This is a genomic window from Streptococcus sp. 4886 (assembly GCF_013276485.1).
Taxonomy (GTDB): domain Bacteria; phylum Bacillota; class Bacilli; order Lactobacillales; family Streptococcaceae; genus Streptococcus.
On sequence record NZ_VMLD01000007.1, the window covers coordinates 1 to 12,640 of the forward strand.

General features: G+C 40.8%; 9 protein-coding genes. All 9 read right to left on the reverse strand.

The window, feature by feature from the left end:
- Nucleotides 1-1,988 (reverse strand): YSIRK-type signal peptide-containing protein (locus HT679_RS02880; RefSeq protein ID WP_173212861.1); only part of this gene is annotated, 1,988 nt, incomplete at its 3' end.
- A gap of 599 nt (nucleotides 1,989-2,587) precedes the next feature.
- Nucleotides 2,588-3,022, reverse strand: coding sequence for a protein-export chaperone SecB (locus tag HT679_RS02885; protein WP_173212862.1), 435 nt, complete (start codon nucleotides 3,020-3,022; stop codon nucleotides 2,588-2,590).
- A complete protein-coding gene (locus HT679_RS02890) occupies nucleotides 3,022-3,366 on the reverse strand; it encodes a hypothetical protein (protein ID WP_112444764.1) in 345 nt (114 codons plus the stop codon). The genes HT679_RS02885 and HT679_RS02890 overlap by 1 nt, the downstream gene beginning before the upstream one ends.
- Nucleotides 3,367-3,380: 14 nt before the next feature.
- Nucleotides 3,381-3,968, reverse strand: coding sequence for a hypothetical protein (locus HT679_RS02895; RefSeq protein WP_164226693.1), 588 nt, complete (start codon nucleotides 3,966-3,968; stop codon nucleotides 3,381-3,383).
- A gap of 341 nt (nucleotides 3,969-4,309) precedes the next feature.
- Nucleotides 4,310-4,825 carry a hypothetical protein gene (locus HT679_RS02900; protein WP_173212863.1) on the reverse strand — a complete coding sequence of 172 codons (516 nt, stop codon included), beginning with the start codon at nucleotides 4,823-4,825 and terminating at the stop codon, nucleotides 4,310-4,312.
- A gap of 784 nt (nucleotides 4,826-5,609) precedes the next feature.
- Nucleotides 5,610-7,490, reverse strand: coding sequence for a beta-N-acetylhexosaminidase (locus HT679_RS02905; RefSeq protein ID WP_173212864.1), 1,881 nt, complete (start codon nucleotides 7,488-7,490; stop codon nucleotides 5,610-5,612).
- Entirely contained in the window at nucleotides 7,484-8,353 is an 870-nt protein-coding gene (locus tag HT679_RS02910) for an ROK family protein (protein WP_173212866.1), read from the reverse strand. The genes HT679_RS02905 and HT679_RS02910 overlap by 7 nt, the downstream gene beginning before the upstream one ends.
- Nucleotides 8,354-8,436: 83 nt before the next feature.
- A complete protein-coding gene (locus HT679_RS02915; RefSeq protein ID WP_173212868.1) occupies nucleotides 8,437-11,082 on the reverse strand; it encodes an alpha-mannosidase in 2,646 nt (881 codons plus the stop codon).
- Between the two features lie 212 nt (nucleotides 11,083-11,294).
- On the reverse strand, nucleotides 11,295-12,575 hold the full coding sequence (locus tag HT679_RS02920; protein WP_168976902.1) for a glycoside hydrolase family 125 protein: 1,281 nt from the start codon (nucleotides 12,573-12,575) through the stop codon (nucleotides 11,295-11,297).
- Nucleotides 12,576-12,640: the final 65 nt, after the last annotated feature.

The window sequence follows — 12,640 nt, forward strand, 5'->3', positions numbered from 1 at the left end:
CCAGCAACTGCCTTATCCGCACTCCATTGGTTGTCCGCTGGATTCTTAGTAATAACAACTGTATCCTTGCCTGTGCCATCTGCTTTATCGAAGGTCACAACAACCTTATCCGCATGTTCTGGTGCTGGAATCTCAACACCTACATGGTCGGCTGTATCTACTACTGCTGGAACTGGTGCACTTGGTGCTTGAGTTTTCAAGTCATCTCTTGTCTCAATAGCACCCTCTAAAGCTGCAAGATAATCTGCTCTGCTTTTTAAATCTCCCGAATCCAACAACCCTTTTATTTTGTCTAATTTTTCTTGATAACTTCGAATAGTTTCTGGTGTTTTCCTATTCTCATCGCTATTTTGTTGATCCAACAGTCTATCATAAGCCTGTTGCAATAATGACTTCGCTATTTGTTTAGTATCTTGAGTAATATTAAAGTTTAGTCCCGTAACTGGTAAAGCGTACTGTAAAAACCTAGATTGATAACTCATTCCCAATTCCAAGTCATTTTCAGAACTAATTCTCACCTTATAAGATGTTACACCTGTAGGTAAATCAATCTCTCTACTTGTAAAACTTCCACCGGTTCCATTAGGTCTATTTCCTGCTTTAGATAGGATTGTTTCAGCATCTTTCTTAGTACCAGTTCCAATGTTAATTGTCCTATTCTTTGTCGTTCCATCGTTAGCTGCAATAACAGTTTTATCTGAATCTTTGGCAGGAGTTTGAGGTGAAAAGCTAGTTGAATAAATAGGAGTTTTAAAGCCGTCCTCATCAGTGAAAACTTCAACCTTATACCGTGCCTTAGTGCCATCAATATCTCCGGTATATCCAGTTTTAAAAGCTACTTGTACTTTCGATCCGTCCTTAGAAGAATAGGCTTTAAAAACTTTCTCTATCCCTCTAAATCCTTTAGTACCTTTGGCTACTTTACTCCCCCTAGGACCTCCTTCTCCACTTGGTTTATAGGGTGTATTATCAACCGACTCTTCATCACTATTTGCTTTTGTTCTAACTTTTGATAAAAACAACATATAGTCATTAGTTCTATCAAAAGATTGTTCAATTGTCCATACAACATTACTTCCAAGGACATTTATCGTCTCTATTGGAAAAACACCCTCATCCGTTTTTCTAGCAATCGCAAACTTGCCTGCTTCACCGTTAGCATCAACCGCTGTCCATCCAGCAAAATCATGGATTTCCCTCACCTCTCCGACAGCAATGCCTGTAGAAGCACCAACTTCGTTCATATTTTGAATTTTTTCATTATTTTCTATTTTATCTGGTAAATTCTTTAAAGCTTTAACCAACTCCTCTACACTCGCATCAGCGCTTGGTGCTGTGTAAGTCTGGTGTGCCGATGGATCATCCTTTGCAGCATCTGCATCTGGAGTGGCACTTATATCACGTTTTTTACGTGATTTTGATTTCTTGCTTTCTGTTGTTGCCGCGGGCTTGGTTGTTTCTACTGGTCTAGTAGATTCCTCTTCAACTGTTGCTCTTGTTTGGTCTTTGTTTTCTACGCTATTTGCTTCTGTAGATGGCACCTCAGTATTTTTCTCTGCTGACTTTCCTTCTGTTGCTGAAGCAGTCGATGATGCTACTGGCGCTGGAGTGGCAGTAGTAGATGTTTCTTCTTTCTCTTTTGAAACAGTAGGTGATTCGACTGATGATGCGCTTGCATCAGTAGATGTTGGAGTAGTTGTTTCTTCTTGATCTTTCGGAGCAGTAGTCTCACTGCCACCAGAATTTCCATCCAACTGACTGACTACTGGAGTCGCCCCGTAGGTTCCATTCTGGACATCTGGGTCTTTCAGTGGTGAGTCTTGTCTTCCCTCATTAGTTGGGGTTACACCTTGCTCTGTAGCAGACACTGTCCCATTTCCTGGAAACATGAACAAGGCTGCTACTGCAACACTAGCAGCTCCAAAACTAACCTTACGAATCGAAAACCGCAAGCGTTTTTCTCTATCTTCGCTACCTTTATAAAACATATATAATCTTACTCCTTTTGCGATAATTATCTGTTGATATATATTAAGGAGGGCAAATAAAAAGCCCCCCCCCCCTAAAATTTTTATGTAAATTTTAGACTGGCTTAACTCATTATACTCTTTTTTATTTTATAAATCAAACATTATGAACTCAGCTTGATATGATGCATCTTATCCAATTCTTCTGTTTCACGCGAAACACCCTGCGCCAGGCAAGGTGTTCTTGTTTTTATACTCAATGAAAATCAAAGAGCAAACTAAGAAGCTAGCCGCAGGTTACTCAAAACACTGTTTTGAGGTTGCAGATGGAAGCTGACGTGGTTTGAAGAGATTTTCGAAGAATATTAAACCCCAAATTATTCATATCTCACACTAACCAAACAATTCAAAAACCACCAGAAGAGCCTTAAAATACTGCCCTTCTGGTGATTTTCATTGATAGCTGAGTCTCGAAGAAGGTAGAGTTTAAATTGAAACTACTATCATACAAAACTCTTTGATCCTATTTATTTTTATCACAATTTTGATTTATAGTTCTCCGAATACCTTTTAAATGTGAAAGCATTTCATTGGAGCTTTGAAAAATACATACACTGTTTTTATTCGTATGTTAACTTGATAGAATCTTTGTCTTCAAGCATTTTTTTAATGTTAACGACAGGCAATATGAAGTTGGGGAACTCATTACCCCGAGTAATCATATCAGATACGATAGGCCGAATATAGGACCAAAGAATTGCTAAGCCATTCTCTTTAAGAAAAGTTTCAAAATCAATATCAAATTCTGTATCGTCATATATAAATGAAAATTCTCCAACAATATCTACAATAAGCTCAAAAGCAGAATCATCTGAATCTATATTTCCTTGCTTTGTTATCAAGTTAACATAAGCAAGGTTTTCTGATTTTCTTATTAAAATCTGTGCAGACAATTCAGGATGTAAATTAATAGTACTATTTGTTTGGTCAAAACTAGAATTTCTTCGATATGATACTTCATTTAAAAAATAATCTTTAAATTGTAAAGAGGACATTAAGCTGCCACCTCACTATTTTCTTTTGTTGTAATTAAGTTTTCAGAATCTATTGGTAAATATGAAAAACATGACTTCTTGTTCTTTATATTATATTCAGGCATTGCATTTACTTTAGTTACAGAATTCAAATCATAAAACTCTTTTTGATTATTTAATTGAGAAGTAAAATGGATTTCATCTTTATATTTTTTAAGACTTCCTGATATATTCAAATCATAATCAAATTCATTGTTTACTGAATAAATTTTGTTGGCCTTAATATTTTCAACTAATTCTTGGAACATTGGAGAATCCATCAAAGAAAATTCTTCAGTTCCTAAAAAGTTTGACAATAAACTCATAAAAGCCTCCTTATTTATAAAATGTTTGTAATACAATTTAAATCACGGATACAAATTTCCTCTCCATTCTTTCCGTCAATTACTGGTAAAGATGGAATAGCAGTATATGTTTTGGACTGCACTGCTTCATAATTCTTCCCATGCTGAGACGCTAAATCAAGCAACAGTTCAATAATTAATCCTTGATTTTGGTTAAGAAGAGTAGCTCTATTTTTGGCTCCGCTACCTGAAATACCTGCAATCTCACGTTCAATTTGAATAGATGCCGCTTGCCGATATTCCTCTAATAACCTTTGGTTTTTTGGGTTATCTAAAATAAAAATCTTATCTATAGATTTTAGGGTGATTTCAGCATGAATTAACTCAGGCCTAACCCCAGGTTTGCTTAGTTCAAATGACTTATACTTTGCGACATAAGCAGAAGCAATCGTTTTACCAGTATCTTTGTTAAAAGGTAGAAAAAAGTAAATACCATTACCCAAATCGTTCGGATGTCTCTGTTTATGAATACCAGGTTTATATTTCTCATAAGAAAACCCAGCAGATAGAATCTTTTCTTTCCTTTTATTGGTGGTGCCGTGCCACCCACTATATTGTAGCATAGAACCTCCTGATGAAGCTACTAGCTTAATTATACTGTTAAAGCTTAGATAATTCAACTATTACGGGCTTTTTTGAAAAAATTCTAGCGATTTCCAGAACGTAACTGAGCATTAAGACAATAACTACCTCACCTTATCATGCCGAAATTATCGGATTTTATCAGAATTAAAACCCCATAAAATCGGGCTTTTTTGAAGAATAGAGTGAATTGGAACTAGAACAGTACACTTCGACTACTAAAACATTGCTAGAAATTAATTTGACTTTCCTAATCAATTTGTTCAAATCTTATTTCAATCTACTATAAAAAAACACAAGCCTAAGCCTGCGGAAACATTATCTATTCTAAATAGTCTTTTTCTGTTATGACTCTTAATCTAGTCGAATAATTCTGAAATGTTGAGAATTTAAAGCGTTTAGGATCTTCAAGTTTGTTTCTATCGTTCATTTCTAAAGCACGGTTATAGTCTATAATAGCTTTCACTAACTTATTGATTATAGCTTTATCATTATCCATTACTTTATAATAATCTTCGACTTTCCGAAGGCGAAAAGTGGTATTTAGTAAATAACTTTTATCTTCTAAAATCAATGTTTTACCAATATCTAATCCTTCAACAGATCCTTCTTTTGCTGAATTTCTAAGCTTATACTTCAATTGATACTTTTTAGGAATGTAACTTCTAAATGGAATCAAGAAAGTTAGCCCCTGTATTTTGACAACAGTTACCGCAAATCCCCTTCCTTTATTCATTACTTCCTTCGTCTTAAAGTCATAGTCCATCGCTTGAATAAGGTCGTAATCCTTGCACATTTTTAAATCAATTTGACCTAATTTTAATTTTTTGCTTTTCATTTCTATTCCCTAGATAAAAAGCTCACTAAAAAGTGAGCAACATTTCCAATGAGATACTTCTGTTGACGAGCGCGTCTCTCCGCCCCCTCATTGCCTCACGAAAAGGCTAGACGAATCGAAAGGAGGTGAGTTTTCCTGTTTTCAATTCTCCTTATTCTTACACATTTTTTTAATTTTGTCAAACAAAAAAACGCAAGCCTAAGCCTGCGGTGAGTGTAATCTATTTTGAAATTTTTAAATAAAAAAGGAGCATTTAAGCCCCTCCTTTGAAATAACGGACCCTTTGGCTGGGCGGTGTACCCAGCATCTCAGATACCCTTTTGCAAGGTGTGACAGGAACCTTTCTGCCCTCAAATGTCTTTCGTTAATGTTATTCTAGCACTATCTAATTTTTTGTCAAGTTTTCTCAATCTACCAGACTTGATACGTATTAGCTACACGCTCAACAAATTTATACTCTTCGAAAATCTCTTCAAACCTCCTCAGCTTCCATCTGAAACCTCAAAACAGTGTTTTGAGCAACCTACAGCTAGCTTCCTAGTTTGCTCTTTGATTTTCATTGAGTATTAAAAAACTCGCTTATCTGAAACCATCACAAAAAAACACTTGTTTTACTAATTTTAAGTGTACCACAATACCTCCAATTGCTAATCGATAGAATTGCTCTTAGGAAACATTCCCTTTCTGCTATTTTATCATAAGTTTGTCTAACTGTGGCATTTGAAACTAGATAATTCTTCTGTTTCACGCGAAACACCCTGCGCCAGGCAAGGTGTTCTTGTTTTTAAGTTGTATAAATGGTTGAAGCTGTCGCAATGGTATGCCACTGGTTGGCTGTTGTGGCTGCGAAGCCCTTGTCTGCGTAGAAGTCGTTAAATGGCAGAATTTCCACTTCTAACTCATCGATGCGGTCAAGCTGACCAGCCAGATAAACCTCGATACGGCTTTCTGCTCGCTTAATGCGTTGCAAGAGTCCGCCCATACGGATGTCAACTGTATCCAAACCAAAGACCTTGTTTTCTTTAAGCCATTGGTGGCTAAAGAGGGCATGGAAGTCTTCAATTTGGCTTCTGAGTTCTGGTAATTCTTGTCTTGCGATTTCTTGCAGACTTTCTTTATCATCCGCTTGGTAAGCCTGACGAATGCGTCGTCCCACATCCACTTTGCTACTTAAAATGGCATTCAACTGAGCCTGAGTTTCAAAGAGGTAAGAGTAAGCACCAGCTTTTTCTTTAATGTTAGCAAGGGTCTCAGCAGCCTGAGCGAAGTGCGGTTTGTCCTGTTCAGGTTTCATGTGTCGGTCAAGGATCGGACAGAGAACATCCTGATAAAAGACATAGCGGTTAGGATTGATCCCACTGAGATTGCCTGGTAGATCTGGCAAGAGGTTGGCTAGGTCAATCTGCATGAAATCCTCAACTGATAAACCTGTATTGGTCTGGAAATGAGCAGACAAACGGTCTAGGTCATTGCGATAGCTGAGTTCTGCCCAGATTTGCAAACTTGGTAGGACAGAGAATTGGGCAGTTTCCCCACCATTGTCCCCCCAACCCGTTACAATGACTTCTTTTATCTCATTGGCACGGCAGGCTTTATTAGCCTCAATAGCTACTAGACGGCTGAAATGGTTGTTGGGTGTGAAACCAATCCACTTCCAAGCACCACCTGCAAAGGCAAGGTCATGACTAATCTTATGATGATTGCGGAAGTTGCGATTGTATTTTTCCTCGCTATCCTGATAATAGTCCCAGTAAACCAATGTCACACGGTCTTTGAGACGGTCTAGGTAGACACGAGTTTCTTCTGGAATTTCCACATCACGGTCGTACTGGCCATCCGCTGACATGAGTTTGAAGAACATATCGCTCCACATCTGGCAGTGGAAACCATATTTGTCAGCAATATCCAGCACGCGCTCCAAGTGTTGACACATTAGGAGACTACGATCCACAACACCGTTCAATATCAAGTAACGTCCCAAGCCAACCAAGTGGGCTTCGTCCATCCCGATATTGACCTTGCGTGTTTGTAGCTTAGACAGGGTGGCAAACATGCCATCAATCAGGTCATAAACCTTTTCTTCGCCAATGAGGAGAATGTCCTCTACATCACGGAGTTCCTGCACTTCTTTGACACCCCATTTGACGAAGGCTGACAAGTGGGCCAAGGTCTGGATGCAGGGCACAAAGGTCATGTCAAACTGCTGGGCATAGGCTTCGATTTCCTGCAACTCCTCAGCTGAGTAGGCTCCACGGAAATAGCCAAAGTAAGGCTGCCCTTCAATCTGGTAGGTGTCTTCCATGTAAAGCTCAAAGGTTGAGTAGCCCATGAGAGCCAAGACCTCAATCATCTGCTTGGCAGAAGCCACATTCAGCACCGCATTTCGCGAACAGTCAGCCATGTAGGCTAGATCTTCATAAGCCGCCTGTTCTTCAATCTCCACTTTATCAGCTTCTACTAGAGCCGTTGCCAACAAGGACAAGGCACGATAAAGTTGGTGAGGTTTGCGGTAGGTCAATTGATAGTGGCCACCCTCACCCTTGATAGAGATAGAGGCTTGATCAGACTGAGTGACTGACACCTCAACATCTGGCAGAGAAATGTGATTTTTTAATACTTCAATAGCTTGCGCTTGTTTGGGACTAAATCCTGTAAATCTTACCATTGGTTTTCCTCCTGTAACCAGTTGACAAAGGCACCGTAGAGATTAGCATCTGCATGATAGGTGCAGGCTTGGATAACGGGTGCGACCGTGTATTCTTCGTAGGTATCGACAAAGTCTTCAACAGCTTCCTTGACACCTTGGATAAAATCTGGATTTTGACTGATAGAGCCTCCCAGACTGATGACATCTGGATCAATCAGATACTGGATATTGAGCAAGCCTTGCGCCAGATTACGGTTCATGCACTCAATAGCTTCTTGACAAAGAGTATTACCTTCTTTAGCTTCTTGGTAAATCTTGCGACCGTCCCAGTCAGTCTGACCAGACTTTTCAATCACGTATCGCACCATATTTCCAGTTGATGCTAGTTGCGACCAGTTATTGAGTTTTTCAGCAGGGGCAAGGGTTGTCATGTAGCCAAATTCTCCACCCAGACCGTGGCGACCTCGGTGCAGTCTGCCATTGATAATCATGGCTCCACCAATCCCTGTCCCAATCACGACACAGGCTGCATTTTCAAGTTCTGGATGAGCTAATAATTCACTGAGTCCAACGCAGTTGGCATCATTTTCCAGATGGACAGGAATCTGATAAGAGCTAAGCGCCTCATACCAAGAAAAGCCATGGATGTAGGGCACCGCACTGAAGCCATCAATCACACCTGTCTCTTGATTGACCGCACCTGGAACGCTCATAGCAATCCCGCTATAATCCTGTTCTGACAAGCGCTGGTCTAGCCAAGCTAGTAAATCCTCCAAACTTTCAGGCGTTGGAATGCTTGTCTTATCCAATATTTTCCCATCAGGAGTCAGACTGGCAAACTTAATCCCAGTCCCTCCGATATCAATCGTTGCAATGGTCATTGTTTTTACCATAAAAAGGGGCAAATCAGCAGTTAGTTCTTACCTTTTCGCCCCTCCTTTCTTTTTATGTTTACTTTTTGAAATTAGATTTCTTCTTTTTTAATCAATTCTGTACGAATTTCTTGTGGAGCCAATAGTCCTGAATGAACTGGATATGGTCGTTCAAGCAGGTCAAGGAAGAGATGTTGACTTTCCGGTACATGCACATTTTCACTACACATATTGTAGTAGCGAAGGACATAGCCTTCTTCATTTTCAGCTACCTTAAAGGCTGTTGGACAGATTTGCGGTATGCTGAGAACAGAATGGCTCAAGAGACTACCAGTCGCAGCCACGCTTCCTTCTTGTTTAGCAAGCTGAAGGCTGGTAAACGGTGTCTGCAAGGATTTGGCACGACGATAGGCTGAAAAGCGTTCTTGGGCTTGGTGGCATTCAAGCGCAAACTCGACTTCAAACTCCCGCAAGCATTGTGCTTCTGGTGTTGGGAAGTAACCCCAGTCACCTAGCTCACCTGAGGCACGCAAAATAGTCACTGCAATGGTGTCGTCTCCAAGGATTTCGTATTCATTCAATCCCTTGTTGGATACAGTCACACCTTTTTCATCGTCATACAAACTAACAAAGGCTTGTTGGTGTTGAGGATTTTCAGGATTTTCCCATGAAGCAGCTGGTTTGTTTGGTCGTGTCACCACCTCATAGATGCTTTCAGAATCATTGCTTGGACGCGTGTTGTGAGTCTTAACCAAAAGACGGATACGGTGGTCTTTGGCAGTGTTAGTAAAGCGAGTCTTGCAACGGATTTGTGGATTGTCAACGAAGACAGTCATCTCAGTTTCAAGAGAAATGCTTGTCAATTCTTCTGATCGTCCAGCCTCACGCTTCATAAATTCAATAATGCCTTTTTGCTCTTCTTCTAGCTTTTCATCGGCACTGACAGGCACGGTCAATTCATGTTTGAGCAAAATCTTAGCGTAGCGAGCTGTGTTTTCCAAGACCTCGTAGCCCTTAAGCTCTGCATAGATTGGCTCTGTTCCTATTGGTTGGAAATAGATATACTCATTTCCGATGTCACCACGGTCTTCAAAGCGGATAAAGTCTTCATAGGCTTCGTGAGTTGTCTTGTCATAAACTGTGATAGTGTCATCTACACTCACCGTTACGAATGGCGTATCAATCACTCCGTTTTGGTAAATGCCTTCACGGTGTTCTTGCTCTCCTTCCAGCAATTGGAAGGTTGTCCAAGAAAGTGGCGCTAGGTGAACTGGAATGGTCACGCGCACTTGTCGAGCAATACGAGCTTGGCGGAACTTATCTTTTGGTAAATCGTACTCAAAATTAGCCCCGAGGTCTTCGATTTTAGCCTCTACAGGACGACCATCCAAGTCCTCCACACGGTAACTTGGCAAGGTAAGAGCAGCCATCTTCTTGTAGCCTTCTGTTGGGTGCAATTCCTTGAAATCACAAACCGCAACATCAATCACTGTGCTGACAGTATCAACCTTATCATGCAAGCCTGTGTTAATAACCGTAAAGAGATAATCACTTTGAGCCTTAGCTGTAGCGATTTTACCCTTCCATTCGTTAAGAAGATTGCTCTTAACAAAGGTTCCGACTTGGTTGACCTTGGCAAAACGAGTTTCCATCTCTCGGTGAACTTCATCCACGCTACAGCCACAGATACTATCATGTGGCGCATTCTGCAAAAGAGTTTTCCAAGCATAGGTCAACTGGTCCTTATGGTTATGACCCCCAGTGATAATAGTCAAGGGTTCTACAACTTGCTCTAGAAGGTTGCTATTTTCTTGGAAGGCTTGTTTGAGATAAATACGAGATGAAGAAGTGTTGGCAAGTGTGTACCAGCCGTCTGTTTCCTGACTGGTCAACTCACCTATAACCGTTGATAATTGCTCTGGTAGGGCACTTTCCACGGCTTGGACATATTCATCAAAAGAACTATGAACAAAGGTTACATCTGGGAAGAGTTCATTTGCCACACGAATGGCTTCACTCAGATTTTTCTGGACAGGCTGGTGGTCACATCCGTTCATCATCAACCACTGGTTGGTCGAAGCGTAGGCACGCACATCTGACAATTTTTGTTCCCAGAAGGTCAAGGCCTCATCTTTATCAACTGGGATTTCATTCCCGTTACTGTACCAGTTGGCAAAGAGGATACCGAGGACACGACTTCCGTCCGCACCCTGCCAGTACATTTCTGAAAACTGGGAAGTAAACTGCTCATCTTCGAGGACTTGGTTGTCAAATCCAATCGGCTTCACACCACGCCCAAAGGCTGCTACGTGAATCCCTGATTTTTGAAGGATTTGAGGTGCTTGCCCCATATTTCCAAAGGTATCTGGGAAGTAACCAATCTGGGTTGATTTGCCCCATTTTGCACATTCTGCTTGACCAATCAATGTATTACGGACATTGGCTTCACTTGAAATCAAGTAGTCATCTTGCAAGATGTAAAAAGGACCAATTTTCAATTTTCCTTTGTCAATGTACCGTTGGACTTTGTCGCGATTTTCAGGACGAATCTCCAAGTAGTCATCAAGGACAATAGTTTGTCCATCTAAATGGAAACTCTTGAACTCAGGGTCATTTTCAAAGAGATCAAAGAGATTGTCAAACAATTCCACCAACTGCATACGGTGGCTTTCAAAAGGCAAGTACCACTCACGATCCCAGTGACTATGTGAGATAATATGTACGACAACATTTTCCATGAAGTAAAACCTCATTCTAAATTTAAATTTTTATTGTTAACGTTTTTGGATGTAAATTTGTGATTCTGACAAGAATCGGTTGCACTAATACTCAATGAAAATCAAAGTGCAAACTAGGAAGCTAGCCATAGGCTGCTCAAAGCACAGCTTTGAGGTTGCAGATAAAGCTGACGTAGTTTGAAGAGATTTTCGAAGAATATAAAGCATGTTCCCTAGCGAATATCCAAGTAATCCAAGACCAACTCACAGAACATCATGTTGGCCCAAGAGAACCATTCACGAGAGTAGAGCGTTGGGTCATCTACGTGGAAGCTTTCGTGCATGACACCTGTACCACCATCGCAAGCAACCAGCTGATCCAGCAAGATTTTCTTCTCTGCCTTATCTCTTGTTGTCAAGCCTTGGATAGAAAGGGCGATGGGCCAGATATAGCGATAGAAGGTATGAGAACTTCCGAGACCGCTAGCGTATTCTCCTTGGTAGAAATATGGATTTTCAGGGCTCAGAATGGTACGACGAGTTGCTTGATAGACTTCGTCGTCAATATCGCAGTAGCCCAGATAAGGTGCAGCCAACAAACTTGGTACGTTTGGATCATCCATGATGCTGGCATTTCCTAGACCATCCACTTCAAAGGCATAAATCTTTTCGCCCTTGCTGTTGCTTGTGTAGGCGTAGTTTTCAATTCCTTCTTGGATTTCAGCCTGAAGACGTTTAGCATCTGTGATAATGCTCGAGCTATCAGCTAGGTCTAATGCTGCGAAGATTTCTTGCACATAACCCAAGACTACTACGGCAAACATATTTGACGGAATCAAGTAACTATACTGACAGCAATCATCACTCGGACGAAAGGCTGACCAAGTCATACCTGTCACTGCAAAATCAGGGCCAAAGCCATCATTTACCAAGGTATCTTCCTTGCGGTCCGTATCTCGGACAAAACGATAAGGAGAGTTCTTATGATCTTGTTCTACCGTCCACAGATGAAGAATTTCCTTAGTCGCTGCGACAAAAGTCTCATCAAACTGGCTAGTCTCGCCAGTCTCTTTCCAGAGAAGATAAGCCAACTGCAAAGGATAGCAAAGTGAGTCCACCTCATACTTGCGTTCCCAAATCCAGCCATTAAGGTCTGTGTGATCAGTCTCGTGGTGCCCCTTCCAGTTTTCCTCAATGTTAAAAGAGTTGGCATAAGGATCCTTGAGAATCAGGGTCATCTGACGTTTGACCAAACCTGCAATGGTCTGACGCAGGAGGGGATCTCTTTTAGCCACATGCAGGTAGGGTCTGAGTTGAGCTGTCGAATCTCGAAGCCACATAGCAGGAATATCCCCAGTCAAGACAAAGGTTGAACCGTCTTCTAAAATCTCGACCGTATTGTCCAAGGTGTCGGTGTAGCAACGCTCGAAAACATCCACCCATTCTGGATGGTCCTTAGCCCGCTCTGCCACTTCATCTAGCCATTCTCTAACAATTTCTTTTGAATAAATCATCGTGCAGTATCCTCTTTCAAACAAGTTTCATTTTCAGTATATAGCTTTTGAGACAGAAAATACAT

What these genes read in the sequence shown, in the direction of transcription:
- HT679_RS02885 (WP_173212862.1), bottom strand. Translation starts at nt 3,022, where the DNA reads ATGTCCTCTTTACAATTTAAAGATTATTTTTTAAATGAAGTATCATAT.
- HT679_RS02890 (WP_112444764.1), bottom strand. Translation starts at nt 3,366, where the DNA reads ATGAGTTTATTGTCAAACTTTTTAGGAACTGAAGAATTTTCTTTGATG.
- HT679_RS02895 (WP_164226693.1), bottom strand. Translation starts at nt 3,968, where the DNA reads ATGCTACAATATAGTGGGTGGCACGGCACCACCAATAAAAGGAAAGAA.
- HT679_RS02900 (WP_173212863.1), bottom strand. Translation starts at nt 4,825, where the DNA reads ATGAAAAGCAAAAAATTAAAATTAGGTCAAATTGATTTAAAAATGTGC.
- HT679_RS02905 (WP_173212864.1), bottom strand. Translation starts at nt 7,490, where the DNA reads ATGGTAAGATTTACAGGATTTAGTCCCAAACAAGCGCAAGCTATTGAA.
- HT679_RS02910 (WP_173212866.1), bottom strand. Translation starts at nt 8,353, where the DNA reads ATGACCATTGCAACGATTGATATCGGAGGGACTGGGATTAAGTTTGCC.
- HT679_RS02915 (WP_173212868.1), bottom strand. Translation starts at nt 11,082, where the DNA reads ATGGAAAATGTTGTCGTACATATTATCTCACATAGTCACTGGGATCGT.
- HT679_RS02920 (WP_168976902.1), bottom strand. Translation starts at nt 12,575, where the DNA reads ATGATTTATTCAAAAGAAATTGTTAGAGAATGGCTAGATGAAGTGGCA.